Origin of the sequence: Paraburkholderia sp. HP33-1 (genome assembly GCF_021390595.1) — a bacterium.
Lineage (GTDB): Bacteria > Pseudomonadota > Gammaproteobacteria > Burkholderiales > Burkholderiaceae > Paraburkholderia.
On sequence record NZ_JAJEJR010000001.1, the window covers coordinates 3206419 to 3233225 of the forward strand.

Annotated in this window: 26 protein-coding genes; 17 read left to right on the forward strand and 9 right to left on the reverse strand. The window is 64.2% G+C overall.

Annotation, left to right across the window (positions count from 1 at the left end; genetic code table 11):
• Positions 1 to 176 precede the first annotated feature (176 nt).
• From paaA to L0U81_RS14830, 8 genes are all read left to right on the forward strand, one after another.
• Positions 177 to 1175, forward strand: a complete 999-nt coding sequence (gene paaA, locus L0U81_RS14795; protein WP_233803762.1) for a 1,2-phenylacetyl-CoA epoxidase subunit PaaA — start codon at positions 177 to 179, stop codon at positions 1173 to 1175.
• Between the two features lie 36 nt (positions 1176 to 1211).
• Complete coding sequence (paaB, locus tag L0U81_RS14800; protein WP_233803764.1) at positions 1212 to 1496, forward strand: 1,2-phenylacetyl-CoA epoxidase subunit PaaB; 285 nt, start codon at positions 1212 to 1214, stop codon at positions 1494 to 1496.
• 8 nt (positions 1497 to 1504) lie between these two features.
• Positions 1505 to 2326: a 1,2-phenylacetyl-CoA epoxidase subunit PaaC gene (gene paaC, locus L0U81_RS14805; RefSeq protein WP_233803766.1), complete on the forward strand. Its 822-nt coding sequence runs from the start codon at positions 1505 to 1507 to the stop codon at positions 2324 to 2326.
• A gap of 7 nt (positions 2327 to 2333) precedes the next feature.
• Positions 2334 to 2891, forward strand: a complete 558-nt coding sequence (gene paaD, locus L0U81_RS14810; RefSeq protein ID WP_233803768.1) for a 1,2-phenylacetyl-CoA epoxidase subunit PaaD — start codon at positions 2334 to 2336, stop codon at positions 2889 to 2891.
• Between the two features lies 1 nt (position 2892).
• The gene (gene paaE / locus L0U81_RS14815; RefSeq protein ID WP_233803770.1) at positions 2893 to 3981 is read left to right on the forward strand and encodes a 1,2-phenylacetyl-CoA epoxidase subunit PaaE; all 1089 of its coding nucleotides are present in this window, start codon (positions 2893 to 2895) and stop codon (positions 3979 to 3981) included.
• A 175-nt stretch (positions 3982 to 4156) separates the two neighbouring features.
• Positions 4157 to 4972 carry a DUF1835 domain-containing protein gene (locus L0U81_RS14820; RefSeq protein WP_233803772.1) on the forward strand — a complete coding sequence of 272 codons (816 nt, stop codon included), beginning with the start codon at positions 4157 to 4159 and terminating at the stop codon, positions 4970 to 4972.
• Between the two features lie 17 nt (positions 4973 to 4989).
• The gene (locus L0U81_RS14825) at positions 4990 to 5601 is read left to right on the forward strand and encodes a TetR/AcrR family transcriptional regulator (RefSeq protein WP_233803774.1); all 612 of its coding nucleotides are present in this window, start codon (positions 4990 to 4992) and stop codon (positions 5599 to 5601) included.
• 279 nt (positions 5602 to 5880) lie between these two features.
• Positions 5881 to 6549, forward strand: coding sequence for a GNAT family N-acetyltransferase (locus L0U81_RS14830; protein ID WP_233803776.1), 669 nt, complete (start codon positions 5881 to 5883; stop codon positions 6547 to 6549).
• Positions 6550 to 6649: 100 nt separating this feature from the next.
• Here the strand turns inward: L0U81_RS14830 and L0U81_RS14835 are convergent, their stop codons facing one another.
• On the reverse strand, positions 6650 to 7147 hold the full coding sequence (locus tag L0U81_RS14835) for an Lrp/AsnC family transcriptional regulator (protein ID WP_233803778.1): 498 nt from the start codon (positions 7145 to 7147) through the stop codon (positions 6650 to 6652).
• Positions 7148 to 7278: 131 nt separating this feature from the next.
• On the opposite strand from L0U81_RS14835, the gene hppD reads away from it, so the two are divergent.
• A complete protein-coding gene (gene hppD / locus L0U81_RS14840; RefSeq protein WP_233803780.1) occupies positions 7279 to 8376 on the forward strand; it encodes a 4-hydroxyphenylpyruvate dioxygenase in 1098 nt (365 codons plus the stop codon).
• Between the two features lie 153 nt (positions 8377 to 8529).
• On the opposite strand, the gene L0U81_RS14845 is transcribed toward hppD, so the two are convergent.
• Positions 8530 to 8715: a hypothetical protein gene (locus L0U81_RS14845; RefSeq protein WP_233803782.1), complete on the reverse strand. Its 186-nt coding sequence runs from the start codon at positions 8713 to 8715 to the stop codon at positions 8530 to 8532.
• 388 nt (positions 8716 to 9103) lie between these two features.
• Between L0U81_RS14845 and L0U81_RS14850 the strand changes: the two genes are divergently transcribed.
• The gene (locus L0U81_RS14850; RefSeq protein ID WP_233803784.1) at positions 9104 to 12706 is read left to right on the forward strand and encodes an indolepyruvate ferredoxin oxidoreductase family protein; all 3603 of its coding nucleotides are present in this window, start codon (positions 9104 to 9106) and stop codon (positions 12704 to 12706) included.
• A 159-nt stretch (positions 12707 to 12865) separates the two neighbouring features.
• Here the strand turns inward: L0U81_RS14850 and L0U81_RS14855 are convergent, their stop codons facing one another.
• Both L0U81_RS14855 and L0U81_RS14860 read right to left on the reverse strand, forming a co-directional pair.
• Positions 12866 to 15148 carry an NADP-dependent malic enzyme gene (locus tag L0U81_RS14855; RefSeq protein WP_233803786.1) on the reverse strand — a complete coding sequence of 761 codons (2283 nt, stop codon included), beginning with the start codon at positions 15146 to 15148 and terminating at the stop codon, positions 12866 to 12868.
• Between the two features lie 309 nt (positions 15149 to 15457).
• Entirely contained in the window at positions 15458 to 16696 is a 1239-nt protein-coding gene (locus tag L0U81_RS14860; protein WP_233803787.1) for an MFS transporter, read from the reverse strand.
• 307 nt (positions 16697 to 17003) lie between these two features.
• Here L0U81_RS14860 and L0U81_RS14865 point away from each other — a divergent pair, with 307 nt between their 5' ends.
• On the forward strand, positions 17004 to 17690 hold the full coding sequence (locus L0U81_RS14865; RefSeq protein ID WP_233803789.1) for an orotate phosphoribosyltransferase: 687 nt from the start codon (positions 17004 to 17006) through the stop codon (positions 17688 to 17690).
• Positions 17691 to 17790: 100 nt separating this feature from the next.
• On the opposite strand, the gene L0U81_RS14870 is transcribed toward L0U81_RS14865, so the two are convergent.
• Positions 17791 to 18480: a response regulator gene (locus L0U81_RS14870; protein ID WP_233803791.1), complete on the reverse strand. Its 690-nt coding sequence runs from the start codon at positions 18478 to 18480 to the stop codon at positions 17791 to 17793.
• 270 nt (positions 18481 to 18750) lie between these two features.
• On the opposite strand from L0U81_RS14870, the gene L0U81_RS14875 reads away from it, so the two are divergent.
• The 3 genes from L0U81_RS14875 (at position 18751) to argC (ending at position 21165) form a co-directional block, all read left to right on the forward strand.
• Positions 18751 to 19347 (forward strand): YbhB/YbcL family Raf kinase inhibitor-like protein, encoded by a 597-nt coding sequence (locus tag L0U81_RS14875; RefSeq protein ID WP_233803793.1) that lies wholly within the window; start codon positions 18751 to 18753, stop codon positions 19345 to 19347.
• 90 nt (positions 19348 to 19437) lie between these two features.
• Entirely contained in the window at positions 19438 to 20010 is a 573-nt protein-coding gene (locus tag L0U81_RS14880; protein ID WP_233803795.1) for a flavodoxin family protein, read from the forward strand.
• A 207-nt stretch (positions 20011 to 20217) separates the two neighbouring features.
• On the forward strand, positions 20218 to 21165 hold the full coding sequence (gene argC / locus L0U81_RS14885) for an N-acetyl-gamma-glutamyl-phosphate reductase (protein ID WP_233803797.1): 948 nt from the start codon (positions 20218 to 20220) through the stop codon (positions 21163 to 21165).
• Between the two features lie 309 nt (positions 21166 to 21474).
• On the opposite strand, the gene L0U81_RS14890 is transcribed toward argC, so the two are convergent.
• A complete protein-coding gene (locus L0U81_RS14890; RefSeq protein WP_233803799.1) occupies positions 21475 to 22110 on the reverse strand; it encodes a LysE family translocator in 636 nt (211 codons plus the stop codon).
• Between the two features lie 95 nt (positions 22111 to 22205).
• The gene (locus L0U81_RS14895) at positions 22206 to 23075 is read right to left on the reverse strand and encodes an NAD(P)-dependent oxidoreductase (RefSeq protein ID WP_233803801.1); all 870 of its coding nucleotides are present in this window, start codon (positions 23073 to 23075) and stop codon (positions 22206 to 22208) included.
• A gap of 93 nt (positions 23076 to 23168) precedes the next feature.
• Here L0U81_RS14895 and L0U81_RS14900 point away from each other — a divergent pair, with 93 nt between their 5' ends.
• Both L0U81_RS14900 and L0U81_RS14905 read left to right on the forward strand, forming a co-directional pair.
• A complete protein-coding gene (locus L0U81_RS14900) occupies positions 23169 to 23927 on the forward strand; it encodes a Mut7-C ubiquitin/RNAse domain-containing protein (protein ID WP_233804347.1) in 759 nt (252 codons plus the stop codon).
• 53 nt (positions 23928 to 23980) lie between these two features.
• On the forward strand, positions 23981 to 24259 hold the full coding sequence (locus L0U81_RS14905; RefSeq protein ID WP_233803803.1) for a hypothetical protein: 279 nt from the start codon (positions 23981 to 23983) through the stop codon (positions 24257 to 24259).
• A 146-nt stretch (positions 24260 to 24405) separates the two neighbouring features.
• Here the strand turns inward: L0U81_RS14905 and L0U81_RS14910 are convergent, their stop codons facing one another.
• Together L0U81_RS14910 and L0U81_RS14915 are read right to left on the reverse strand one after the other, a co-directional pair.
• Positions 24406 to 24615 (reverse strand): hypothetical protein, encoded by a 210-nt coding sequence (locus L0U81_RS14910; protein WP_233803805.1) that lies wholly within the window; start codon positions 24613 to 24615, stop codon positions 24406 to 24408.
• Between the two features lie 270 nt (positions 24616 to 24885).
• Positions 24886 to 25638, reverse strand: a complete 753-nt coding sequence (locus tag L0U81_RS14915) for an IclR family transcriptional regulator domain-containing protein (RefSeq protein WP_233803807.1) — start codon at positions 25636 to 25638, stop codon at positions 24886 to 24888.
• 197 nt (positions 25639 to 25835) lie between these two features.
• Here L0U81_RS14915 and L0U81_RS14920 point away from each other — a divergent pair, with 197 nt between their 5' ends.
• The gene (locus tag L0U81_RS14920) at positions 25836 to 26765 is read left to right on the forward strand and encodes a DMT family transporter (protein ID WP_233803809.1); all 930 of its coding nucleotides are present in this window, start codon (positions 25836 to 25838) and stop codon (positions 26763 to 26765) included.
• Positions 26766 to 26807: the final 42 nt, after the last annotated feature.

The following is a 26807-nucleotide window of genomic DNA, read 5'->3' on the forward strand; positions in this document are numbered from 1 at the left end:
TGGCGGCCGGTCATGAACCGCCGCCGCATCAACGCCCCGGCAGGCCAGCAACCATGCTTCGACGGCCGTGCGCGCCCCTCCGGATTCCAGCACCGGTCCACAAAAAATTTATTAACCGACCGGTCGGTTGGTTTATACTACGCCGACATCGACCACTCCCCCAGAGAGCGTCTCTCATGTACACGCAATCCCTCGATATCCCCGGCCATGTCGCCCCGCCCGACGCGCAGGCGGATTCGCCCGAACAGGCGCGCTTTGACGCGGTCATGGCCGCCGACGGCAAGATCGAGCCGCAGGACTGGATGCCCGACGCGTACCGCAAAACGCTGGTGCGGCAGATCTCCCAGCATGCGCACTCGGAAATCGTCGGCATGCTGCCCGAGGGCAACTGGATCACGCGCGCGCCGAGCCTGAAGCGCAAGGCGATCCTGATCGCCAAGGTGCAGGACGAAGCCGGCCACGGGCTGTACCTGTACAGCGCGGCCGAAACGCTCGGCGTCTCGCGCGACCAGCTCATCGCCGCGCTGCATGCGGGCAAGGCCAAGTATTCGAGCATCTTCAACTACCCGACGCCCACCTGGGCCGACGTCGGCGTGATCGGCTGGCTGGTCGACGGCGCGGCGATCATGAACCAGATCCCGCTGTGCCGCTGCACATATGGCCCGTACGCGCGCGCCATGATCCGCATCTGCAAGGAAGAGTCGTTCCATCAGCGCCAGGGGTTCGATGCGCTGCTCGCGATGATGGCCGGCACCGAGGCGCAGCGCGAGCTGGTCCAGCAGGCGGTGAACCGCTGGTGGTGGCCGGTGCTGATGATGTTCGGCCCGAGCGACAGGGAGTCGGTGCACAGCAACCAGTCGGCGCAATGGGGTATCAAGCGCATCACCAACGACGACCTGCGCCAGAAATTCGTCGACGCGACCGTCGGGCAGGCCCGGGTGCTCGGCGTCACGCTGCCCGACGCGGACCTCAAATGGAACGCGGCGCGCGGCCAGTACGACTACGGCGCCATCGACTGGGACGAGTTCTGGCGCGTGGTGAACGGCGACGGCCCGTGCAACCGCGAGCGCCTCGCGACCCGCGTGAAGGCCCATGAAGACGGTGCATGGGTGCGCGAAGCCGCGCTCGCCCACGCCGCCAGGCAGCGCCAGCGCGCGCAGCAGCACGCGGCCTGAGTGGCCCGGCACAACAGAGCAATCAGGAGATCAGCAATGAACAGGGAATGGCCGATTTGGGAAGTGTTCGTGCGCAGCAGGCAGGGACTCGACCATAAACACTGCGGCAGTCTGCACGCCGCCGACGCGCCGATGGCGCTGCGCATGGCGCGCGACGTCTACACGCGCCGCCAGGAAGGCGTGAGCATCTGGGTGGTGCCGTCCGCGGCGATCACGGCCTCCGCGCCGGAGGAGAAGGCCGAGCTGTTCGAACCGGCGGGCGACAAGATCTATCGCCACCCGACGTTCTACACGCTCCCCGACGAAGTCAACCACATGTAGGCGCGGCCATGTCCACTACGTCCACCACGTCCATCACGCCCGACCATCTGCAGTACGTGCTGCGCCTTGCCGATACCGCGCTGATCCTCGGTCAGCGCAACACCGAGTGGTGCGGCCACGGCCCGATCCTCGAAGAGGACATCGCGCTGTCGAACATGAGCCTCGACCTGATCGGCCAGGCGCGGCTGCTGTACACGCACGCGGCCGCGCTCGAGCAGCAGCTCACCGGCCGCGCGCGCACCGAAGACGACTACGCGTACTTCCGCGCCGAGCGCGAGTTCGCCAGCTACACGCTCGTCGAGCTGCCGCATTACGGGCCGCTCGCCGCCACCGCGCAGGCGCAGAAGGACTACGCGGTCACGATCGTGCGCAACTTCCTGTACGCCACGCTGATGAGGCATCTGTGGCGCGCGCTGACGCACTCCAGCGACGAACAGCTCGCCGCGATCGCCGCGAAGTCGGTCAAGGAAACGCAGTACCACGTGCATCACGCGGGCGAGTGGCTGGTCCGTTTCGGCGACGGCACCGACGAATCGCACCGCCGCGCGCAGGCCGCGCTCGACTACCTGATGCCGTACACGTACGAGTTCTTCAGCGCGGACGCGGTGGAAGACGCCATCGCCGCGGCCGGCATCGGCCCGCGCACCTCAGAACTGGAAGCCGCATGGCTCGACGACGTGCGTGCGACGCTCGACGAAGCCACGCTGACGCTGCCCGCGGCGGTGAGGCACGTGACGACGGGCAAGCACGGCGAGCATTCCGAACACATGGGCTTCGTGCTGGCCGAGATGCAGAGCCTCGCGCGCCAGCATCCGGGCGCCAGCTGGTGATCACGCGATGACGACTCCGACCGCCCTGCCCGCCACCGCAGACGCTGCGCTCAATCGCGCCTGGACCGTCCTTGAAGCGGTGCCGGATCCGGAGATCCCGGTGGTCTCGATCCGCGAGCTCGGCATTCTGCGCGACGTGCGACGCGCCGCCGACGGCGTGCTCGAAGTCGTGATCACGCCGACCTACTCGGGCTGCCCCGCGATGTCGCAGATTGCCGAAGACATCGGCCACGCGCTCGAGGCCGCGCAGCTTGCGCCTTACCGCGTCGCCACGGTGCTCGCGCCGGCCTGGACCACCGACTGGATCACCGCCGGCGCCCGCGAAAAACTGCGCGCCTACGGCATCGCGCCGCCGACGGGCCAATGCGCCTCGGCCGCCAGCGCGCCCACCGCACCGCAGGAAAAGGTGCTGCGTTTCGTGCCACGCGCCCTGCCCGCCCCGTCCTGCCCGCGCTGCGGCTCGGCGCACACCGAGCGGCTCGCGCAATTCGGCTCGACGGCCTGCAAGGCCCTGTATCGCTGCCTCGACTGCCGCGAACCCTTCGACTACTTCAAACCGTACTGATATGGCCACCCCGCAATTCCATCCGCTGCGTATCCGCGAAGTGCGCCCCGAAACGGCCGATGCGGTCTCGGTCGCCTTCGAAGTCCCGCCCGAACTGCGCGAGCGCTATCGCTTCACGCAGGGCCAGTTCGTCACGCTCAAGACGCATATCGACGGTGAGGAAACGCGCCGCTCGTATTCGATCTGCGTGGGCGTCACCGACTACGATCGCGACGGCGAGCTGCGCATCGGCATCAAGCGCGTGCGCGGCGGGCGCTTCTCGAACTTCGCGTTCGACACGCTGCAGCCCGGCCACACGATCGACGTGATGACGCCCGACGGCCGTTTCTTCACGCACCTGAACGCCGGCCAGGGCAAGCAGTACCTCGCGTTCTCGGGCGGCTCGGGCATCACGCCGGTGCTCGCGATCATCAAGACCACGCTCGAGATCGAGCCGCGCAGCACGTTCACGCTCGTGTACGGCAACCGCAGCGTCGAGCAGATCATGTTCGCCGAGGAGCTCGAGGACCTGAAGAACCGCTTCATGAACCGCTTCGTGCTGTATCACGTGCTCTCGGACGATCTGCAGGACGTGGAGCTCTTCAACGGCGTGCTCGACCAGGAAAAGTGCGCGGCCTTCATCGAACAGCTGCTGCCGGCCGACGCGATCGACGAAGCGTTCATCTGCGGCCCCGCGCCGATGATGGACGCCGCCGAGGCCGCGCTCAAAGCGGCCGGCGTGCCGCAAGCGAAGGTGCACGTCGAGCGCTTCGGCACACCACTGCCGCAGGCGGGCGTGCCGAGCGTCGAAATCACCGGGGACACCCCCGCGGCCGAACTCGAAATCGTGCTCGACGGCAAGCGGCGCAAGCTGCGCCTGCCGTATCAGGGCGTCAGCGTGCTCGACGTCGGGCTGCGCGCCGGTCTCGCGCTGCCCTATGCGTGCAAGGGTGGCGTCTGCTGCACCTGTCGCGCGAAGGTGCTCGAGGGCGAAGTGAAGATGGAAAAGAACTACACGCTCGAAGAACACGAGATCCGCGACGGGTTCGTGCTGACGTGTCAGTGTCATCCGGTGAGCGACAAGGTCGTCGTCAGTTACGACGAACGTTGAGTCGACGACTTTCGTAGTCTGAGTGCGCACTGGCTTCGCGTGACAACCACCGCCGCTTTCGGCCGTATCGCGATCCGCTTACACTAGGGGCCGCTCATCGATCGGGACATCGGTTCCTGGTCGGCGAGCGGCCTCCTTTTGTTATAGCTGCTGGCGTCACAGCGAGCCCTTGCCTATGAGCACGATTCACCTCACCAACGGCGACGTCGCCGCAGAGTCGCTGCGCATCGCGCTGGCCCAGGCGGGCCGCGACGATCGCGTGCAGCCGTTGCGGGACGATCTGGCGGTTGGTCCGCTACGCGGCATCGACGACAGTCCACACGTGCGCGCCGACTTCTGGGAACGCGTCACCGCCGATACGCAACGCGACTTCGTGCGCGAGTTCCGCGAACAGGCCGCGGTGCTCGACGACCTCGCGACCAGCCCCGCGAATCTCGTGATGTGGCACGGCGAAAGCGCGTCCGACCAGCTGATGCTGCGCCGCGTCTGCTACCTGCTGAGCCACAGCCCGGAGCGTTTGAACGAAGTGCGTCTGTCGATTGCCGAGCTCACCGACCGCCAAGCGTGGGCACATACCCGTAAGGATCGCGCGACATCGGTCGGTATGTTCGCGCCGGACGTGCTGCAGACGCACCTGCAGGACGCCGCGCCGATTTCCGTGCTGCGCATCAGCCGGCTTGCGCTCGAATGGCAGGAGGTCAGGCAGGCGAACGGCGAGACGCGGCGCTGGCGCGACAACACGTTCACGAGCGGCAGCTTTGCCGAGCTCGACACGCTGATCCTCGAACGCACGACCGACGACTGGCAGCCCGCCAACCGCGTCGCCGCCTACGTCATGACCGCCGAGGTGGGGTTCCTCGTCAGCGATCGCATCGTGTTGTGGCGCATGCGCGAACTCGCGGCGCAGCAGCGCATCCACCTGCGCGGCGACGCGAACGCATGGCGCTCGCTCGAGCTGAGCGCAGCGCCCGCCTCCTGCTCACCTCAATAAGATAAAAACACACGACTATGGCCCGCACCCGAGCCCCCGACCACGAAACCCAACGCGAGCAGATTCTCGAACTGGCTGCGGCGAAATTCGCGCAGACCAGCTATCCGAGCACGTCGATGGCCGATCTCGCTGCGGCGAGCGGCACCTCGAAGGCACGCCTCTATCACTATTACGAGAGCAAGGAAGCCATCCTGTTCGACCTGCTCGATCGCTACACCAAGCGACTGATGCTGATCATCGCCGAGGTGGAAGGCTCGAGCCAGCGGCGCGGACTGAGCGAGCGCGAATCCTTCGCGGAGCTGATTCGCGCATTCCTGTCCGAGTACGAGACGTCGCACAGCCGACACGTCGCGCTGCTGAACGACGTCAAGTATCTGGTCGACACGCAGCGCGAGATCATCCTGAACCGTCAGCGCGACGTGGTCGCGGCGTTCGCGCGGCAACTCGCGCGCGCCTACCCCGAACGCGCGACACGCGACAACCAGACCGCGCTGACGATGATGGTGTTCGGCATGATCAACTGGACCTTCACATGGCTCAAGCCGGGCGGCCGCATGGGCTACCGCGAGTTCGCCGAGCAGGTGGTCGGCATGGTCGAGCATGGTCTTGGGACGGCGCCGGGCAACTGAGGCAGCCGCCTGAATTGACCGCCACGAGCCCACTGGATGACGCAAGGCAACAATATTCAGATGAAATAAAGCGGGGCGTTGGATCCATGCGACATCTTGTCACGAACGCCCGTTCATTTTAATTTCTCGTTAAAAATCATTGTTTTAAAAACATCTCGCTGACATTCCAGGTATCCACCTCGGATTTTGATACGGGTTTTCCCTAGTGATTGGCTTCGCTTTCCGCTAAAATCGGTATTGCGGTGCACAACACCGCCTGATTAAAAGGAGAACCCGACCATGAACACGCAGCCCCTTAGCACCGCCGAGCCGATCGCCTCGAACGATCGTGCGTCGTTGTCTGCCGGACGCCCGCACGTTCTGGTCCGCGAACTCACCGCCATCGATCGCGAACGCCTGCTCACCCACTTCCTCGCGCTTGACGAAGAAGACCGTCTGCTGCGCTTCGGCCAGGTTGTGCCGGACCGAGTGATCGAAAACTACGTGCGCACGATCGACTTCAAGCGCGACACCGTGTTCGGCGTATTCAACAGCAAGCTGGAACTGAGCGGCGTCGGCCATCTGGCCTATCTGCCGGCCGAAGGCGACAAGCGCACCGCCGAATTCGGCGTCTCGGTGCTCGAAAGCGCGCGCGGCCAGGGCATCGGCTCAAAGCTGTTCGAGCGCGCCGCGATCCGCAGCCGCAACACGCATGTGACGATGCTTTACATCCACTGCCTGTCGCGCAATTCGACCATGATGCACATCGCCAAAAAGGCCGGCATGAAGATCGAGTACGCGTACGGCGAAGCCGACGCCTATCTGACGCTGTCGCCGGCAGACCAGTCGAGCATCCTCGCGGAAATGCTGCAGGAGCAGGCCGCGGTGTTCGACTACGCACTCAAGCGCCATGCGCGCCAGGCATCGCGACTGTTCGAGTCGTTCATGCCGGTGGCTGTCGCTGCCTGAATAATCGCTACGGGGAAATGAGAAGGGGGCGGCCACACGGTCGCCCTTTTTTCTATCTGCGACGCGGCCGACGGCACGCGCCGGACCGTGCGCGTGGAGCCTAAAGAATAGGCAGCGCTGTAGTTTCCTTGATCTTTTCGAGCGAGAAGCTCGATTTCACGTCGATCACCGACGGATGCCGCAACAACTGATCCTGCACGAAACGCGAAAAGTGCGCCATGTCCTCCACCTGGATGCGCAGCAGGTAGTCCATCTCACCGGTCATCGCGTGACACGCGACCACTTCGGGCCACGTCTGCACGGCCGCGCCAAACAGATCGGCGTGCGTGGCCTCGCCATGCGGGCTGAACGCGCGACCTCCCCCCTTCTCCAGCCGCACGCTGACATACGCGAGCAGGTCGAGCCCGAGACGCTGCGCGTCGAGCAGCGCGACGTAGCCGCGAATCACGCCACTTTCCTCGAGGCGGCGAATGCGCCGCAGGCACGGACTCGGCGACAGATTGATCCGCTCGGCAATTTCCTGATTCGACAGACGGCCATTCTCCTGAAGGATGGCCAGAATACGCCGGTCGATCGCGTCTAACTCGGTGTTCGCCATGTTCTGCCACGCATCCTTCTGCTCGAGCCATAAACTGGCTCAAGCGTAGCGACGGACGATTAACTTCGCAAGTTTTTGCCTCCATCACAGTTCTACACTTGCTCTATCCGGTATGGGATTGGAGACAGACAATGCAGGTTTCAACTTGGGAAAACCCGGTCGGTACCGACGGCTTCGAATTCATCGAATACACGGCCCCGGACCCGAAAGCGCTCGGCAAGCTATTCGAGCGGATGGGCTTCACTGCGGTCGCGCGGCATCGTCACAAGGACGTGACGCTGTATCGTCAGGGCGGCATCAACTTCATCGTCAATGCGGAAAAGCATTCGTTCGCGCAGCGCTTCGCGCGCTTGCATGGTCCGTCGATCTGCGCGATCGCGTTTCGCGTGAAGGACGCCGCGAAGGCGTATAGCCAGGCGCTCGAAAAAGGCGCGTGGGGCTTCGACAACAAGACCGGCCCGATGGAGCTGAACATTCCGGCGATCAAGGGCATCGGCGATTCGCTGATCTATTTCGTCGACCGCTGGCGCGGCAAGAATGGTGCGGCGCCGAATAGCATCGGCGACATCGACATTTACGACGTCGACTTCGAGCCGATCCCGGGCGCGAACCCGAACCCGGTCGGCCACGGCCTGACTTATATCGATCATCTGACACACAACGTGCATCGCGGCCGCATGCGGGAATGGGCCGAGTTCTACGAGCGCCTGTTCAACTTCCGCGAGGTGCGCTACTTCGACATCGAGGGCAAGGTGACTGGCGTGAAGTCGAAGGCGATGACCTCGCCGTGCGGCAAGATCCGCATTCCGATCAACGAAGAAGGCTCGGACACCGCCGGCCAGATCCAGGAATATCTGGACGCGTACCACGGCGAAGGCATCCAGCACATCGCGCTCGGCACCGGCGACATTTACCGCACCGTCGACGGCCTGCGCGCGTCGAACATTTCGCTGCTCGACACGATCGACACGTACTACGAACTCGTCGACCGCCGTGTGCCGAATCACGGCGAGCCGCTCGACGAACTGCGCAAGCGCAAGATCCTGATCGACGGCGCGCCGGACGATCTGCTGCTGCAGATCTTCACCGAAAACCAGATCGGTCCGATCTTCTTCGAGATCATCCAGCGCAAGGGCAACCAGGGCTTTGGCGAAGGCAACTTCAAGGCGCTGTTCGAATCGATCGAACTCGACCAGATCCGGCGCGGCGTCGTGCAGGACAAGAGCTGACCACGATGCATCGCGCGTAAGCGGCGCGCAGACGAAAAAAGGGCGAGGATCACAGGATCCTCGCCCTTTTACTTTGCTGCGCCGCCGCTCGCGTCGGACCGGCGGCCGGTTGTCAAAAGACGCGCACGATGCGGCGCGTCACGAATTCTCCCTCTACTCGTCGCTGCCGACCGAACCGTCGATCCGGCTCGTCCCGACACACGCCGGCGCAACCTGTGCGGTGCGAATGATCGCGTTCGCCAGTGCCCCCGTGCTGCCCGGATTCGAGCGCGCCGGCGCGCTCATCGCGAAGAAGGCGGCGGACACCATCAGGAAGGTCTGGATGTTTTTCGTGTTCATGTGTACTCCTTTTCTAACTGTCCCTGCTGCCCTGAAGCCACGCAGAATGCGCGACGTTCGGCATCGCTCGCAGGTCGGTGTTAGACAGTGGTTTTCACTGCGGTTCCGCGAATTTGTAGGTTTTACAGCTTGTTACACGCGAAATCGCAATACAAGTCAATTCCAACGGAAATACCGGGCAAATGCGTGCAATACGTAGTCAACTTGCGGCGAATCCGCCCGAATTCGGGCCATGCGCGGGCGATTTTTGACCCGCTGCGGCGGGTTTCCACCAGTGCTATCATCGTTTAAAACCCGTCAATATGACGACCCCGGCCCCAGCATTCACGAGATGCCGGGAGCCAGAAAAGTTTTGGTGATCCCAAGCTGAAGTGGAGGAGTACACATAATGAATGCCCCGCTAGACGCAGGTCAGCGAGCCTCGCTCGAAGCCGCGTTATCTTCCGTCACGCTCGACGACAAATACACCCTCGAACGCGGCCGCGCGTACATGAGCGGCATCCAGGCGCTGGTGCGTCTGCCGATGCTGCAGCAGGAACGCGACCGCGCCGTCGGCCTCAACACCGCCGGCTTCATCTCCGGCTACCGCGGATCGCCGCTCGGCGGACTCGACCTGTCGCTGTGGAAAGCGCAAAAGCATCTGGCCGCGCATCAGGTTGTGTTCCAGCCCGGCGTCAACGAAGACCTCGCGGCCACCGCCGTGTGGGGTTCGCAGCAGGTCAATCTGTACCCGAGCGCCAAATACGACGGCGTGTTCTCGATGTGGTACGGCAAGGGCCCCGGCGTCGACCGCAGCGGTGACGTCTTCAAACACGGCAACTCGGCCGGCTCGTCGCGGCACGGCGGCGTTCTCGTGCTCGCCGGCGACGATCACGCGGCCAAATCCTCGACGCTCGCGCACCAGTCCGAACACATCTTCAAGGCGTGCGGGCTGCCGGTGCTGTTTCCGTCGAACGTGCAGGAATATCTCGACTTCGGCCTGCACGGCTGGGCGATGAGCCGCTACTCGGGCCTATGGGTCGCGATGAAATGCGTGACCGATGTGGTCGAATCGTCCGCCTCCGTCGATATCGACCCGCACCGCACGAACATCATCCTGCCGGAAGACTTCCTGATGCCCGACGGCGGGCTGAACATCCGCTGGCCTGATCCGCCGCTCGTGCAGGAAGCGCGTCTGCTCGACTACAAGTGGTACGCGGGACTCGCCTACGTGCGCGCGAACAAACTCGACCGCGTCGAAATCGATTCGCCGCACGCGCGCTTCGGCATCATGACCGGCGGCAAGGCCTATCTCGACGTGCGTCAGGCGCTGACCGACCTCGGTCTCGACGACGAAACCTGCTCGCGCATCGGCATCCGTCTGTACAAGGTCGGCTGCGTGTGGCCGCTCGAAGCGCAAGGCGCACAGGCCTTCGCGCGCGGCCTCGACGAAATTCTGGTGGTCGAGGAAAAGCGCCAGATCCTCGAATACGCGATCAAGGAAGAGCTGTACAACTGGCCCGACGCGCAGCGCCCGCGCGTGTTCGGCAAGTTCGACGAAAAAGACGGCGCGGGCGGCGAATGGTCGGTGCCGATGGGCAACTGGCTGCTACCGGCGCATTACGAGCTGTCGCCCGCGATCATCGCGAAGGCGATCGCCACGCGGCTCGACAAGTTCGATCTGCCGTCGGATGTGAGAGCCCGCATCGCCGCGCGCATCGCGGTGATCGAGGCGAAGGAAAAGGCGCTCGCGCGGCCGCGCGTCGAAGTCGAGCGCAAACCGTGGTTTTGCTCGGGATGCCCGCACAATACGTCGACCAACGTGCCGGAAGGCTCGCGCGCAATGGCCGGTATCGGCTGTCATTACATGACGGTCTGGATGGATCGCAGCACCAGCACGTTCAGCCAGATGGGCGGCGAAGGCGTCGCGTGGATCGGCCAGGCGCCGTTCACGAACGACAAACACGTGTTCGCCAATCTCGGTGACGGCACCTACTTCCACTCGGGACTACTCGCGATTCGCGCGGCCATCGCGTCGAAGGCGAACATCACGTACAAGCTGCTGTACAACGACGCGGTCGCGATGACGGGCGGCCAGCCGGTCGACGGCGTGCTGACCGTGCCGCAGATCACGCATCAGCTCGCCGCCGAAGGCGCGGCGAAAATCGTCATCGTCACCGATCAGCCGGAGAAGTACGCGGCGAACGTCGGCCTCGCGCCCGGCGTCGACGTTCATCACCGCGACCAGCTCGACGACGTGCAGCGCCAGCTGCGCGAGGTTCCCGGCACCACGATCCTGATCTACGACCAGACCTGTGCGACCGAAAAGCGCCGTCGCAGGAAGCGCGGCGCGTATCCCGATCCGGCGCGGCGCGTCGTGATCAACGAGGCGGTGTGCGAAGGCTGCGGCGATTGCTCGGTGAAATCGAACTGCCTGTCGGTCGAGCCACTCGACACCGAGTACGGCACCAAGCGCCAGATCAACCAGTCGACCTGCAACAAGGACTTCTCGTGCGTGAACGGCTTCTGCCCGAGCTTCGTCTCCGTTGAAGGCGGCCAGTTGCGCAAGCCAAAGGCGGCTTCCGGTGCCGGCGCCGACGCGATGCCGCCGGTTCCGGACCCCGAGTTGCCGTCCATCGACCGTCCGTACGGCGTGCTGGTGACGGGCGTCGGCGGCACGGGCGTCGTCACGATCGGCGCGCTGCTCGGCATGGCCGCGCACCTCGAGAACAAGGGCGTCACCGTGCTCGACGTCACCGGCCTCGCGCAGAAAGGCGGCGCCGTAATGAGCCACGTGCAGATCGCGAACCAACCCGCCGACATTCACGCGACTCGCATCGCGATGGGCGAAGCGAGCCTCGTGATCGGCTGCGATGCGATCGTGACCGCGAGCGACGAATGCGTGTCGCGCATGCAGGCGGATCACACGCGCGTCGTGCTGAACAGCGCGCATACGCCGACGGCTGAGCTGATCAAGAACCCGAACTGGCGCTTCCCCGGCACCAGCACCGAGGCCGACGTGCGCGCCGCCGCCGGCGACGACAACGTCTCGACCGTCGACGCGAATCACTTCGCGGTAGCGCTGCTCGGCGACGCAATCTACACGAACCCGTTCGTGCTCGGCTACGCGTGGCAGCGCGGCTGGGTGCCGCTCACGCATGAATCGCTTATCCGCGCGATCGAGCTGAACAACGTGCAGGTGGAGAAAAACCGCGCGGCGTTCGAGTGGGGACGGCGCGCCGCGCACGATCTGGCCGCGGTACGCAAGCTCGCGCAATCGCAGGGACGCGGCGAGACGGCGGACAGCGCGAGCGGCAAGATCATCGCGCTGCATACGCCGAAGTCGCTCGACACGCTGATCGACAAGCGCGCCGCCTATCTCACCGCGTGGCAAAACCGTGCGTATGCGGAGCGCTATCGCGCGCTGGTGTCGCAGGTGCGGGTCGCGGAAACAGCGCTCGAATCCGCCGACGGCCAGCTGCCGCTCACCGAAGCGGTCGCGAAGAACCTGCACAAGTTGATGGCGTACAAGGACGAATACGAAGTCGCGCGTCTGTACAGCGACCCGGCGTTCATCGAAAAGCTGAACGCGACGTTCGAAGGCGACTGGAAGCTGCATGTGCATCTCGCGCCGCCGACGCTATCGAAGAAGGACGCGCACGGCCATCTGGTGAAGAGGAAGTACGGCCCCTGGATGTTCCGCGCAATGCACATGCTAGCGAAGTTCAAGTTCCTGCGCGGCACCGCGTTCGACGTGTTCGGCAACACCGCCGAGCGGCGCACTGAGCGCGCGCTGATCGGCGAGTACGAGGCGCTGGTGCGCGAGTTGATAGGGGGGCTGACTACGCAAAAACGCGATCTCGCGGTCGAGCTCGCGAATCTGCCCGATGCGATCCGCGGTTATGGCCACGTGAAGGAGAACAACCTGAAGGGTGTGCACATCACGTGGAACGAGCTGCTTGCGCGTTGGCGTTCGCCGGACGCGGGCAAGACGACGCAGCACGCGGCTTGATCGACTCTCGCAGCTGAACGGAAAAGGCGGCGGTCTTCGCAGACCGCCATTTTTTTGCGCGGAAAAAAAGCGCTACGGAACCGGAGTTCCGTAGCGCTTTTGACGGCGCGATCGCGAGCGCGTGATTACCGAGCCCGCTTCAACGTCACGCGATGCAGGTTACTTCGCGTTCACCGGCTTGCGCGCGTTCGCCGAAGCGACCGCCGTCATGTTGATGATCCGGCGCACGGTCGCGGCCGGCGTCAGGATGTGCACCGGCTTTTCCGCGCCGAGCAGGAACGGACCGACCGTCACGCCCTCGCCGCCGACGACCTTCAGCAGGTTGTAGGCGATGTTCGCCGCTTCGACGTTCGGCATGATCAGCAGATTCGCTTCGCCGGCGAGTGTCGTGCCCGGGAACGCGGCCTTGCGGATCGCCTCCGACAGCGCCGCGTCGCCATGCATTTCACCGTCGATTTCGAGCGACGGCGCGCGTTCAGTGATCAGCTTGCGCGCCGCTGCCATGCGCTGCGACGACGACGACGGCGCGCTGCCGAAGTTCGAGTTCGACAGCAGCGCGACCTTCGGCGTGATGCCGAACTTCTCGATTTCGCGCGCGGCGAGCATCGTCATGTCGGCGAGCTGCTCGGCGGTCGGCACTTCGTTCACGTACGTGTCGCAGATGAACAGGTTGCGGCCCGGCAGCATCAGCAGGTTCATCGCGGCGAAGTTCTGCACGTCGCTGGCCTTGCCGAGCACCTGCTCGATGAAGTTCAGGTGCGTGTGGTACTGGCCGATCATGCCGCAGATCATGCCGTCTGCTTCGCCAAGGCGCACGAGGATCGAGCCGATCAGCGTGTTGAACTTGCGCATCGCGGCCTTCGCGACGTCCGGCGTCACGCCTTCGCGCGCGCCGAGTTCGTGATACGCCTGCCAGCACTGGTGATAGCGCGGATCGTCTTCCGGATCGACGATCTCGACGTCTTCGCCGCACTTGAGCTTCGAGCCCATCTTCTTCAGACGCATCTCGATCACCGACGGACGGCCGACCAGGATCGGCTTGGCGATCTTTTCGAGCAGCACGAATTGCGCGGCGCGCAGCACGCGCTCGTCTTCGCCTTCCGCGAACACGATGCGCGCCGGTGCCGACTTCGCCGCCGCGAATACGGGGCGCATCACCATGCCCGAGCGATAGACGGTCGCGCCGAGCTGTTCGCGGTACGCATCCATGTCCTGGATCGGACGGGTCGCGACGCCCGAATCCATCGCAGCCTGAGCGACGGCCGGAGCGATCTTGATGATCAGGCGTGGATCGAACGGCTTCGGAATCAGGTATTCGGGACCGAATTCGAGCGAGTGGCCTTCGTAGGCCTTCGCAACTTCATCGCCCTGGTCGGTTTCTTCGGCCAGCTCGGCGATCGCGCGCACGCACGCGAGCTTCATTTCTTCGGTGATCGTCGTCGCGCCGACGTCGAGCGCACCGCGGAAGATGAATGGGAAGCACAGCACATTGTTGACCTGGTTCGGGTAGTCCGAACGGCCGGTCGCGATGATGCAGTCCGGGCGCACCTTCTTCGCTTCTTCCGGACGGATTTCCGGCTCGGGGTTCGCGAGCGCGAGAATCAGGGGCTGCGAACCCATTTCGGCGACCATTTCCGGCTTCAGCACACCGGCGCTCGAGCAGCCGAGGAACACGTCGGCGCCACGGATCGCATCGGCGAGCGTGCGCGCTTCGGTGTGCGCCGCATAGCGCTCCTTCGACGGATCGAGGTTGCCGCGCCCTTCGTAGATCACGCCCTTCGAGTCGGCGACGAGAACGTTCTTCTTCGACAGACCAAGATTGACGAGCAGATCCAGACACGCGATGGCCGCCGCGCCCGCGCCCGAACAGACCAGCTTCACTTCGTCCAGCTTCTTGCCGACCACTTTGAGGCCGTTCAGAATGGCCGCCGACGCGATGATCGCGGTGCCGTGCTGATCGTCGTGGAAGACCGGAATCTTCATACGCTCGCGCAGCTTCTTCTCGATGTAGAAGCACTCGGGCGCCTTGATGTCTTCGAGGTTGATGCCGCCCAACGTCGGCTCGAGCATCGCGATCGCCTCGACAAGCTTGTCCGGATCCGACTCGGAGAGTTCGATGTCGAACACGTCGATGCCCGCGAACTTCTTGAACAGACAGCCCTTGCCTTCCATCACCGGCTTCGCGGCGAGCGGGCCGATATTGCCGAGGCCGAGCACCGCGGTGCCGTTCGTGATCACGCCGACAAGGTTGCCGCGCGACGTGTACTTCTGCGCGTCGAGCGGTTCGTCGTAGATCGCCATACAGGCTGCGGCCACACCCGGCGAATACGCCAGCGACAGATCCAGCTGGTTCGACAGCGGCTTGGTGGGCGTCACCGAAATCTTGCCAGGTTTCGGATTCTGGTGATATGCGAGAGCGCTTTGCTTGAGTTGTTCGTCCATTTCTAGGCCTGCGAGACGTAAGTGATTGGGCCCGGTGCCCCACACCGTTGCAGCGCATTCATCTGTCGGACGCATAGCCGACCGAGGCAGGTTTCGCACGCGCCTAGTCAGGCGCGATGGCTTACCTCGACGAAGACGGGATGATGTGGAGTGCTTCGCGGGTCGATCAGTGTACACCCCGAATGCTTCGATGCACTGCGTGGTTAACAGGACTCGCCATTAGCGAAGCAATCGCCGCCGATGCTGCGTCGCCGCACGCGGACTGTGCTCGTTCCCGACACGATTGATGGCCGCACGGCGTCGATGCGGTCAGTCGAGTTCGGCGCCGCGTCGCTCAGGAATCAGGAACAGTGTCGCGAAGATGTCGAACAGGTAAATCGACGCCAGCAGCGCGAGCGCCGCCCCGAACGAGTACCGTGCCGCCAGCGCGCCCACGACGAGCGGCCCAAAACCGCCCACCGCGCGGCCAGCGTTGAACAGCACGTTCTGCGCGGTGGCGCGCGCATCGGTTGGATAGAGCTCCGATATAAGCGCGCCGTAGCCGCAGATCATGCCGTTCACGAACACCCCCATCGCCGCACCGCCGATCAGCAGTGCCGCCGGCGTCGTCAGTTGCGCATACACGAACACCATCACGACAGCGCCCGCCTGGTAGAACAGGAACGTCGGCTTGCGGCCGAAGCGGTCGGCGGCGATGCCGAATAGCCAGATGCCGGACGCCATGCCGAGGATCGTTGCGGCGGTCCACAGCCCTGATTTGGTGAGCGAATAGCCGAAAGTCTTCGACAGATAGCTCGGCAGCCAGATCATCAGCCCGTAATAGCCGAAGTTTTGCACCGAGCACAGAACTACGACGCCGAGACTCGCGCGCGCCGTGCGCGCATCGACAAACAGCAGTTTGAGCGGCAGCTTGCGCATGCCGCGCGCGACGCGTTCGTTGAAAAGCGCCGGCTCCTCGACGCGGCGTCGCACGAAGAACGACGCTAGCGCCGGCAGCAGCCCCAGCGCGAACATGCCGCGCCAGCCGATCACCGGCAGCAGCAGCGGCGTCAGCAACGCGGCCGCCAGCACGCCAAGCTGCCAGCCGAGCCCGACATACGATGAAGCCCGCGCCCGCTGCGCCGCCGGCCACGCTTCCGCGACGAGCGTCATGCCGATGCCGAATTCGCCCCCGAGCCCGATACCCGCAATCGTCCGATAAACCAGCAGGTCCGTGTAGCCCTGCGCGAGTGCGCACAGACCGGTAAACACCGCGAAGACCAGGATCGTCCACGTCAGCATTCGCACACGCCCGTAATAATCACTGAGCACGCCGAAGATCACGCCACCCGCGACTGCGCCGATCAGCGTCCAGGTCACCAGCGCACCGGCCTGCGACGAGCTCAGATGCAGGTCGACGGCGATTACCGGCAGCATGAAGCCGAGAATCAGCAGATCGAAGCCGTCCATCGCGTAGCCGAGCACCGACGCGAGCAGCGCGCGGCCCGCATAGCCCTGATTGTCGGGAAGGCGGGTGTCGGTCGAGATGGCGGGTGGGGCGGCGTTCATTGAAAGCATTCCGTAGGTCATGGGGCGACTGTGCGGACAGCGGCCCGGAGAAGTCGCGTGAGTGTAAAGGCGGCCTCAGCCGGTCACAAGACGATGCGCGCGGCGAAGCGCCCCCGCACCGCCGCTCACGACAGCCTCCTCGGGACGACCCATTTCAGGTAAAATAGCCGCCCACGCGCGCAGCAAACGCCGGTCTGTGCTCTGCCCCCGGCCGCGTATCCCGCCCAACATGGCGCGGCATACCCCGCTTGCTGCGCCACCGGGCCCAGCGCCCGCTTCTCCCCCGCTCATTCCGAAGGATCCGCCCATGACAGGCTTCGATCGCCAGACGATCTCCGACACCACCGCCAAGATGCTGCTCGAAGTGCAAGCAGTGCATTTCAACGCGGAGAAACCGTATATTTTCACGTCCGGCTGGGCAAGCCCGGTGTATATCGACTGCCGCAAGCTGATTTCGTATCCGCGCGTGCGCCGTGGCCTGATGGAAATGGCCGAAGCGACGATCCTGCGCGACGTTGGCTACGAGCAGATCGACGCGGTCGCCGGCGGCGAAACCGCGGGCATCCCGTTCGCGGCCTGGCTGTCCGATCGCCTGATGGTGCCGATGCAGTACGTGCGCAAGAAGCCGAAGGGTTTCGGCCGCAACGCGCAGATCGAGGGTCTCCTGACCGAAGGCCAGCGCGTGCTGCTGGTCGAAGACCTGACCACCGACAGCCGTAGCAAGATCAACTTCATCAACGCGCTGCGCACCGCCGGCGCCACGGTGAACCATTGCTTCGTGCTGTTCCACTACAACATCTTCAAGGAAAGCGTGTCGGTGCTGAAAGACATCGACGTCGATCTGCACGCGCTCGCCACGTGGTGGGACGTGCTGCGTGTCGCGAAGGCAAACAACTACTTCGACACGAAGACGATCGACGAAGTGGAGAAATTCCTGCACGCGCCGGCCGAGTGGTCGGCTGCGCATGGCGGTGCAACGGCTGCGCCGCAGTAAAGCACTGTCGCTTTATGCGAAATGAATGAAAAAGCCGCCTGTTGCGAAACAGGCGGCTTTTTTATCGCCGATCGGCTTGCGGACAAAATGATGCGCGATATCAGGACTCGCTGCCGGTGTCCTTACGCAAATTCGACGACAGATTCAGCAAACCATTACTCTGAGCATATTTGAATAGTTCGGAGTCGCGATCGATTCCCAGCTTGCGCATGGCCGCATTTTTCTGCGTGCTGATCGTCTTGATGCTTCGATTCAAACGCTCCGAAATTTCCTTGATCGTCATGCCCGACACGAACAGGCGTACGACTTCGAGTTCGCGCCGCGACAGCTTCGAGTCGTCGCGCCTGCCGGCAGAATTGACCCTCAACCCATCGAGCACCGCCTTCACCGACGGACTCATATAGCCGATGCGACGGCCGACGTGCTGCACCGCGAGCGCAATGTGGCTCAGATCGTCCGATTTGTTCACGACCGACGTCACGCCAAGCTCCTTGAGCCGTTTGAGCAACGCGGCGTTCTCGAGCATGGTGAGCACGACGATCGGCAGATTCGGGAAATTGCGGCGCAAATAGTCGATCAGTTGCAAGCCATCGCCGTACTGGCCGCCTGGCATGGCCAGGTCGGTGACGAGCACGTCGCATTCGGTGGATTGCAGCATTTTGACGAGTTCCGTCGACTGCCTTGCACGCCCAACGACTTGCATACCGGGAAACTTGAGCAGCGCATGTTCTGCGCCAAACAGAATGACCGGATGATCATCTGCAACCACGACCCTGAGTGAAACTTGCATCGTCCTCCTCTGGACGGATAAACCGGTCTCCACAACTTCTAACACTTATTTCAACGCTCGCCATTTAAGCGAGTGAAATGCCATCAGGGTCGCGCGACTATGCCTGCCACTATAGCTGATTTCCTATCTGCTAATTCCGCGAGACGCGAACATAATGCATCGCAGAGCTAATCAGCGCTAATGTTAGACTTGATTCGACCTTGGGGCACAATTAAGGACAACGACCATCGCGAGGAGATCCGCCTCGCGCCCTGACAGGAGAACCGGCATATGCGCATGCGTTGCCTGGTTGTTTCGCTGGCTTCATCGTGGCGGGATCGATCGCTCGCGGTCGGCGCGATGCTCGCGCTCTTCGCGGCACATAGTGGCGGTGCGCGGGCCGACGGCGCGTTCACGCTGACGAGCGCGAACGTGCGCGGGGGCGGTACGGTGCAGAGCGCGCAGGTGTTCGACCAGAACGACTGCAAGGGCGGCAACCATTCGCCGCAACTGACATGGCGCAACGCGCCGGCCGGCACGCGCGGCTTCGCGATCACGATGTTCGACGAGGACGCGCCGGGGCGCGGCTGGTGGCACTGGGCGGTCGCAGGCATCCCGGCTAGCGTCGACAGCCTGCCCGAAAATGCGAGTTCGTCCGGTTTCCTGCAGAAGCTCGGCGCGGTCGAAGCGCGCAACGACTTCGATACCGACGGTTATGGGGGCCCGTGTCCGCCGCCCGGCAAACCGCATCGCTATATCATCACCGTGTACGCGCTGAACTCGGCCAATCTGCGTCTCGCGCAAGGACGTCCCGCGTTGATGTTCGATCACGAGATCGGCACGGCCGCGATCGGCAGCGCGCGGCTGGTGATCAATTACGGGCGCTAGCGGCGCTCGTCGTGGTCGTCCTGGCGCGCCGTCGCGCTGCACTGCGTTGCTTTCCCGTTCGCCTTTCTGATTGCCTTGCTGGAGCCCTCCATGCCGACGATCGTCATCGTTTATCACAGCGGCTACGGACACACGAAGAAGGTCGCCGAAGCCGTGCTCGCCGGCGCGCTCGAAGCCGGTGCGCAGGCGAAGCTGATGCCGGTCGGCGACCTCGACGACGCCTCGTGGGACGAGCTCGCCGCGGCCGATGCGCTGATCTTCGGGGCGCCGACCTACATGGGCGGCCCGTCGGCCGACTTCAAGAAGTTCGCGGACGCGAGTTCGAAACCGTGGTTCGGCCAGGCGTGGAGGGACAAGATCGCGGCCGGCTTCACAAATTCGGCGACGATGAACGGCGACAAGTTCTCGACGATCCAGTACTTCGTCACGCTGGCGATGCAGCACAGCATGATCTGGGCGGGCACCGGCATGATGCCGTCGAACACGAAGGCCGCGACGCGCGACGATCTGAACTTCGTTGGCGGCTTTACCGGACTGCTCACGCAATCAGCGGCCGATGCGTCGGCCGAGGAAGCACCGCCGCCCGGGGACCTCGAAACCGCCCGGCTGTTCGGCGAGCGGATTGCGGACGTCACCGCGCGCTGGATCGCGGCGCGCAGGTAACGGCTGTACGCCGCCGGGATGGCGCCGCGCTCATCTGCCGCTTATCGGCGGTCTTCGGCCCGCATTCACCTCGCAACAGGTCACGCCGATGTCACGCTCCGCGCGCATCGTCGTTTTTTCGCGCTGCACCGCACGTGCGCGGCGATGAAGTCTTAAAATGGCGTTCCGGCGCGGCGTCGCGCCCCGTTTCCAGCGAGTGAGATCGAGATGAGCACGAAAGTTTTTGTCGACGGACAGGAAGGCACCACCGGCCTGAAGATTTTTGAATACCTGTCGCAGCGCGCCGACGTTGAAATCCTGCGTATCGAAGAAGCCAAGCGCAAGGATCTCGACGAGCGCCGTCGTCTCATCAACGCGTCGGACGTCACGTTCCTGTGCCTGCCCGACGTCGCCTCGCGCGAATCCGCATCGCTCGTCGACAACGGCCGCACCGTGCTGATCGACGCGAGCACCGCGTTCCGCACGTCGGCCGACTGGGCCTACGGCCTGCCCGAGCTGGCCCGCTCGCAACGCGAGCGTCTGCGCACGGCCAAACGCATTGCAGTGCCGGGCTGCCACGCATCGGCCTTCGTGCTCGCGATGCGCCCGCTCGTCCAAGCCGGCGTAGTCGCGCCCGAGTTCGCCGCGCACGCCTATTCGATCACTGGCTACAGCGGCGGCGGCAAGAAGATGATTGCCGACTACCAAGCGGGCGGCAACGACAGGCTGAAGAGTCCGCGCCCGTACGCGCTCGGCCTCACGCACAAGCATCTGCCGGAAATGGCCGCACATACCGGCCTGAAGTCGGCGCCGATCTTCACGCCGATCGTCGGCGACTTCTACAAGGGCCTCTCGGTCACCACGTACTTCTCGCCGGACCAGCTTGCGAAGAAGACCACGCCGCAGGACGTGCAGGCTCTGTTCGCCGAGTACTACGCGGGTGAAGCGTTCGTGCACGTCGCACCGTTCAGCGCCGACGCGAATCTCGATAACGGCTTCTTCGACGTGCAGGCGAACAACGACACCAATCGCGTCGACCTGTTTGTGTTCGGTAACGAGGAGCGCTTCGTGACCGTGGCGCGTCTGGACAATCTCGGCAAGGGCGCATCGGGCGCCGCGATCCAGTGTATGAACCTCGCGATTGGCGCGGCCGAAGACACCGGCTTGAAGCGCTAGGCGAACCGGCCCGCGGACGTCGGCAAGAGGTCAAGCGTCCGCAATCCCACGGAAAAGCCGGTCTTTACAGACCGGCTTTTTGCTTTAAAGCGCGCTCATTTTGTCCGCTGAATTCCGGGCAAAAAAAAGCCCGCCTAGGTTGGCGGGCTGAATCCATATCAGAGGAGACATGGAGGAGACAAGACGTACTATAGCAAACCGCTTGGTGCGTCGCAACATGCAAATTAGGGTTGACCCTCGATGTTGCGAACATACAACGGTCACATTCGTATGGTTCAGTTTCCCCTTGTCTGCCCAGACGCAAGCTGCTTAATGACGCACCAGCGCCATCATCGCGCCGAAACCGACGAACACGCCGCCCGTCAGCCGGTTGAACATCCGCGCGACGCTGCGGCTCTTCAGCTTCGTACCGATGCGCGTGCCGAAGCCCGCGTACACCAGATACCAGCTGACTTCGATCGACGCGAACGTGGCGACCAGCACGCCGAATTGCGGCAGCTTCGGCTGCGCCGCATCGATGAATTGCGGCAGCAGCGCGGCCGCGAACAGAATCGCCTTCGGATTGCTGCTCGCGACCAGAAAACCGTTGCGAAATAGCGCAAAGCGCGAGCGCGCGGGTTTGGCTGTCAGTTCGTCGACGTTTTGCGCAGCGGTTTCGTCAGCCGGCGCGCGCCATGCCTTAATGCCCAGATAGACGAGATAGGCCGCGCCGATCATGCGCAGCGCATTGAACATTGTCGGCCACGCCGACAGAAACACGCCAAGCCCCGCCGCCGATACCGCCAGCATCAGCACCAACGCCGACAGACAGCCGGCCATCGTCGCGCTTGCGCGGCGCAGGCCGTGCTGGGCGCCGTGCGTCATCACGAGCAGCATGTTGGGACCGGGAATAGCGGAAACGACGAAAACGGTGACGGCGAACAGCCACCAGGTGTGCAGAGTCATCGAAATCGGGGTGAGGGAGAATCGGGCGACTATTATGCCTTGCCGCCCTTCGTAACTTCACGCGGCCACGTTGGTCCGGCGATCCACAACCATCGTCAACGGCCGGCGCGACGCGTCGCCACCTGACCCAGCACCGCGAAATCCTTCTCGCCGTCGCCGTGCGCGATCGCCTCGATCAGGCTGTCGCGCACCACACTCGCGACCGGCATCGGCGTCGTCACCGCATCGGCGGCGGCGAGCGCGAGGCGCACGTCCTTGAGGCCGAGGCGCGCTTTGAACAGCGCCGGTTCGAAGCGCTGCTCGGCGATCAGTTTGCCGTAGCCCGAGTACACCGGTCCCGGGAACGGGCCGTTCGTGATCACGTCGAGGAAATCCTGCATCGCGACACCGTGGCCGCTCACGAGCGCGGCCGCTTCGCCGAGCGCCTCGATCGCCGCGCCGAGCATGAAGTTCGCGGCCAGCTTCATCACATTTGCCTGCTGCGGCAGCGAGCCGATGCGCCAGGTCTTCTGGCCGAGCGCGTCGAAAATCGGCTGGATTCGGTCGATCGATTCGGCCGGGCCTCCCGCGACGATCGTTAGCTTGCCCGCCGCTGCGACGTCAGGCCGTCCGAGCACTGGCGCGGCGACATAGTGCACGCCGCGCGACGCGTGCGCGGTCGCCAGTTCCTCGGCGAGCGCCACGGAAATCGTCGCCATGTTTGCGTGGATCAGCCCGCGCGGCGCATGTTCGAGCAGCGACGCGGTGATGACTTCGCGCAGCGCGGCATCGTCGGCGAGCATCGAGAACACGGCGTCGCCCGCAAACGCTTCTGCCGGCGTCGCGACGATCTGCGCGCCCAGCCCGGCCAGCGGCTGCGCCTTTTCCGGCGAACGGTTCCACACGCGCACCTGGTGCCCGGCTTTCAGAATGTTTGCAACCATCGCGGCGCCCATCTCGCCGAGACCGATAAAACCGATGTCCATCTATCGCTCCGTCTTCTAAAGAACCCGAAGTAAAGCACACTCATGCGACAAGCGCAGGACAACGCGCAACACGAGCGGTGCCATACTCCTGAGATGGTCACGGCGACATTCCGCTTCTACGAGGAGCTTAACGACTTCATCGCCCGGCCGCTGCGCCGGCGAGCGTTTACCTGCGTCTGCGCTCGCGACGCGACGACCAAGCATATGATCGAAGTGCTCGGCGTGCCGCATACCGAGGTCGAGCTGATACTCGTGAACGGCGACTCGGTCGGGTTCGATCATCCGCTTGCCGACGGCGACCGCGTCGCCGTCTATCCGAAATTCGAGGCGCTCGACATCCAGCCGCTGCTGCGCGTGCGCGAGCGGCCATTGCGGGTGATGCGCTTCATCGCCGATGCGCATCTCGGCGGCCTCGCGCCGCTGCTGCGGCTCGCGGGCTTCGATACGCTCTATGACAATCACTTTCCCGACGCCGATATCGAGGCGCTCGCCGCCGCGCAACAGCGCATCGTGCTGACGCGCGACCGCGAGTTGCTCAAACGCCGCAACATCACGCACGGCTGCTATGTGCGCGCGCTGCGCCCGCGAGAGCAGTTGCGCGAAGTGTTTGAACGGCTCGATCTCGCGCGCAGCGCCCAGCCGTTCCGGCTATGTCTGGTATGCAACGCGCCGCTGCGGCGCATCGGGCGCGAGGAAGCCGGCCCGCGCGTGCCGCACGGCGTGCTGCAACGGCATAGCCGCTTCGTCACGTGCGACATCTGCGGACGCGTGTTCTGGGAAGGCACGCATTGGCAGAGGATGCGCGCGTTGATGGACAGCGTTTCCGCCGGCGAGCCGGACCGCATCGGCTGACGCCGCGTGCTTGCGTACAATGCGGGTTGATCTATTTCGCAGAGGCCTTTCCGATGGCGATGAAAAAAACCGACCTTGAGAAGAACAAGGCACTGAAACTGGGCAACGCGATGAAGCAGGCGGCCGCGAGCCGCGGCGGCAAGGGCACGGCGACCGAGCCGAAGATCGACCGGCGCGAGCAGCGCAAGCTCGATCAGGCGCAAGGCCTGGTCCCGTTTGCGTGCAAGCTGAACAGCGGACTGGTGGAAGAGCTGAAAACGCGCGCCGCCACGCATCCGGACGGCCTGAACGGGCTGCTGGATGAAGTGATCCGGCGCGGACTCGAGGGCTGATCCGCCCAAGCAAGACCCGCCGCAAAAGCAAAAAGGCCAGAGCATGCTCTGGCCTTTTTGCTGGCAACGCATCTGCCGCCACGGCTGCATCGACCGACTAGCGGCCCGGCGCAGCGGTACGGCGCGCCCGACGAGCGGGCTTCGGATCAGTTTTGCGTGCCTTTGTCGTTCGTGCCTGCTGCGGAAGCTTCCGCGGAAACGTGTGCTTTCTTGCCGTGGGTCTTCAGCTGCTTCGTGTGGTGCTTCTTCGGTGCGCTTGCCGCTGCTGCGGGAGCGGCTTCCGATGCCTGTGCGAAAGCTTGAACGGAAACGAGCGCGATCGAAGCGGCTGCGAGCGAGACGATAACTTTCTTCATGTGTTGTTCCCCAAACCAGACGACTGAGTCAATGTGAATGAATACAACAGCTATACGGTGGAGCGGGCTGGACTTCGAGGCGCCTTGCGCTCCCCGCGGGAGAGTATTACCCAGGCGTAGGCGGTTTGTCATGCGCAAAACCCGATATGTATTTTCCGGGCGACAGCTTACTTTCAGCGTACTTTCATTTGCCCAGCAGGCCGTACCAGGGGCATGACCAGGCCCACCCGAAGCCGCCCGGCACGTGCCTCGCCGACCGCTCCGGCACGCTCAAACCAGATTGCGCAACAGGCTCGCGGTCTCCTGTAGCGCCGGCAAAACGCGGTGCAGCGCGGCGTTCGCCGATTCTTCACCGATCGGCATGCTGACGCTGATCGCCGCGACCACCGTGCCGTGCCGGTCGCGCAACGGCACCGCGACGCCGCGCACCCCGATCTCGAGTTGCTGGTCGGTAACCACGTAGCCGTTGCGGCGGATTTCGCCGAGCACTTCTCTCAGCCGTTCGACCGTCGAATAGGTATAAGGCGTAAAAACCTTGATCGGATACGACGCGAGCCACTGGTCGATACCGTCGGGCGGCTGGAACGCAAGCAGCACGAGCCCCGCCGACGACAATGGCGCCGGCGCGCGAGAGCCGGTCACGAAGCCGACCGCCATCGCGCGATTGACGCCGTTGCGCGCGACATAGACCACGTCATGTTCGTCGAGGATCGCGACCAGCGCGGTTTCCTGCACAGTCGCGGTGATCCGCTGCAGGAACGGCTGCACCGTGCGCGGCAGGCGTGCCGAATCGAGGTAAGACTGGCCGAGCCGCAGCACGCGCGGGGCGAGCCAGAACAGCTTGCCGTCGGTGTCGACGTAGCCGAGCTCGCGCAGCGTCAGGAGATAGCGGCGCGCGGCCGTGCGTGACAGGCCGGCGCGGGCGGCGACCATCGTTGGCGTCATGCGCGCGTGCTCTTCGTCGAATGCTTCGATGATCGCGAGCGCCTTCGCGGCGCCCGCGATCCAGTCCTTGTCGTCCATTTGGTTTGCTCGTGAAGGAGCCGAATATCGCGGTTCAATTGCCGCGCGGCCGTTGCGCGATTATCGCGCGACTGATGCGCTTTACCTGCCCGCGCGCGAGGCCCGCGTATCATGTGAGCGATTCCTTACCGGCCAAGCACCGCCTGTTGCGCCTGTGCTGCGGCCGGCACGATCCACACACCAAATCAGAAAAATCCTTGAATCCCGATTCCCGCCAACACCTGCGCGCCAACGTGCTGATGCTGATCGCCGCGATGATCTGGGGCTCCGCGTTCGTCGCGCAGCGACTGAGCCTCGATACGATCGGCCCGTTCCTGTTCACCGGCTTGCGCTTTCTGCTCGGCGCGCTCGTCGTACTGACGATGATCGTCTGCGTGCGCCGCCCGGCGCTCGCCGAGCTGACGAAGCGCGCGCCCGGTGGAGCCCGCGAACTGCTTGGCGCGGGCGCGCTGCTCGGTGTCGTGCTGGCCGTGTCGATTTCGCTGCAGCAGATCGGCCTGCAATTCACGAAGATCGCGAACGCGGGCTTCATCAGCTCGCTCTATGTGGTGATCGTGCCGCTGCTCGGCGTGCTGTTTCGCCACCGGACCGGCCTCGGTACGTGGCTTGGCGCACTGCTCGCGGCGCTCGGCATGTATTTTCTGAGCGTCGACGAGCATTTTTCGATGCTGTACGGCGACTGGTATCAGCTCGCGGGGGCGCTGGTGATTTCCGCGCAGATGATGCTGGTCGGCCGCTTCGCGGCGCGCCACGACACGCTGATGCTCGCCCTCGTGCAGTTCGTGGTCTGCGGGCTCGTGTGTTTGTCGATCGGTCTCGCCGTGGAGCCGGTCAGCACCGCGGTGATCGCGCGCGCTGCGCCGACGATCGCATACGGCGGGGCGTTATCGGTGGGCGTCGCGTATACGATCCAGGTGGTCGCGCAGCGCTACGCGGCGCCGTCGCACGCGGCGGTGATTTTCAGCATGGAAGGGGTGTTCGCGGCGTTCGCGGGCTGGCTCGTTCTCGGCGAAACGCTGACGGCTCGCGCGTTGTTCGGCTGTGCGCTGATGCTGGCGGGGTTGATCGTGTGTCAGGTACTGCCGGGCTGGAAGCGCGCCCGGCAGCGTGCGCCGCAGGCGTTGTGAACGGGTTCGTTGTGCGGCTGACCCGTTGAGCGTTCAGCCGGC

Bases quoted from the DNA above. Each gene is read 5' to 3' on its own strand.
- paaA (WP_233803762.1), top strand. From the start codon at position 177: ATGTACACGCAATCCCTCGATATCCCCGGCCATGTCGCCCCGCCCGAC.
- paaB (WP_233803764.1), top strand. From the start codon at position 1,212: ATGAACAGGGAATGGCCGATTTGGGAAGTGTTCGTGCGCAGCAGGCAG.
- paaC (WP_233803766.1), top strand. From the start codon at position 1,505: ATGTCCACTACGTCCACCACGTCCATCACGCCCGACCATCTGCAGTAC.
- paaD (WP_233803768.1), top strand. From the start codon at position 2,334: ATGACGACTCCGACCGCCCTGCCCGCCACCGCAGACGCTGCGCTCAAT.
- paaE (WP_233803770.1), top strand. From the start codon at position 2,893: ATGGCCACCCCGCAATTCCATCCGCTGCGTATCCGCGAAGTGCGCCCC.
- L0U81_RS14820 (WP_233803772.1), top strand. From the start codon at position 4,157: ATGAGCACGATTCACCTCACCAACGGCGACGTCGCCGCAGAGTCGCTG.
- L0U81_RS14825 (WP_233803774.1), top strand. From the start codon at position 4,990: ATGGCCCGCACCCGAGCCCCCGACCACGAAACCCAACGCGAGCAGATT.
- L0U81_RS14830 (WP_233803776.1), top strand. From the start codon at position 5,881: ATGAACACGCAGCCCCTTAGCACCGCCGAGCCGATCGCCTCGAACGAT.
- L0U81_RS14835 (WP_233803778.1), bottom strand. From the start codon at position 7,147: ATGGCGAACACCGAGTTAGACGCGATCGACCGGCGTATTCTGGCCATC.
- hppD (WP_233803780.1), top strand. From the start codon at position 7,279: ATGCAGGTTTCAACTTGGGAAAACCCGGTCGGTACCGACGGCTTCGAA.
- L0U81_RS14845 (WP_233803782.1), bottom strand. From the start codon at position 8,715: ATGAACACGAAAAACATCCAGACCTTCCTGATGGTGTCCGCCGCCTTC.
- L0U81_RS14850 (WP_233803784.1), top strand. From the start codon at position 9,104: ATGAATGCCCCGCTAGACGCAGGTCAGCGAGCCTCGCTCGAAGCCGCG.
- L0U81_RS14855 (WP_233803786.1), bottom strand. From the start codon at position 15,148: ATGGACGAACAACTCAAGCAAAGCGCTCTCGCATATCACCAGAATCCG.
- L0U81_RS14860 (WP_233803787.1), bottom strand. From the start codon at position 16,696: ATGAACGCCGCCCCACCCGCCATCTCGACCGACACCCGCCTTCCCGAC.
- L0U81_RS14865 (WP_233803789.1), top strand. From the start codon at position 17,004: ATGACAGGCTTCGATCGCCAGACGATCTCCGACACCACCGCCAAGATG.
- L0U81_RS14870 (WP_233803791.1), bottom strand. From the start codon at position 18,480: ATGCAAGTTTCACTCAGGGTCGTGGTTGCAGATGATCATCCGGTCATT.
- L0U81_RS14875 (WP_233803793.1), top strand. From the start codon at position 18,751: ATGCGCATGCGTTGCCTGGTTGTTTCGCTGGCTTCATCGTGGCGGGAT.
- L0U81_RS14880 (WP_233803795.1), top strand. From the start codon at position 19,438: ATGCCGACGATCGTCATCGTTTATCACAGCGGCTACGGACACACGAAG.
- argC (WP_233803797.1), top strand. From the start codon at position 20,218: ATGAGCACGAAAGTTTTTGTCGACGGACAGGAAGGCACCACCGGCCTG.
- L0U81_RS14890 (WP_233803799.1), bottom strand. From the start codon at position 22,110: ATGACTCTGCACACCTGGTGGCTGTTCGCCGTCACCGTTTTCGTCGTT.
- L0U81_RS14895 (WP_233803801.1), bottom strand. From the start codon at position 23,075: ATGGACATCGGTTTTATCGGTCTCGGCGAGATGGGCGCCGCGATGGTT.
- L0U81_RS14900 (WP_233804347.1), top strand. From the start codon at position 23,169: ATGGTCACGGCGACATTCCGCTTCTACGAGGAGCTTAACGACTTCATC.
- L0U81_RS14905 (WP_233803803.1), top strand. From the start codon at position 23,981: ATGGCGATGAAAAAAACCGACCTTGAGAAGAACAAGGCACTGAAACTG.
- L0U81_RS14910 (WP_233803805.1), bottom strand. From the start codon at position 24,615: ATGAAGAAAGTTATCGTCTCGCTCGCAGCCGCTTCGATCGCGCTCGTT.
- L0U81_RS14915 (WP_233803807.1), bottom strand. From the start codon at position 25,638: ATGGACGACAAGGACTGGATCGCGGGCGCCGCGAAGGCGCTCGCGATC.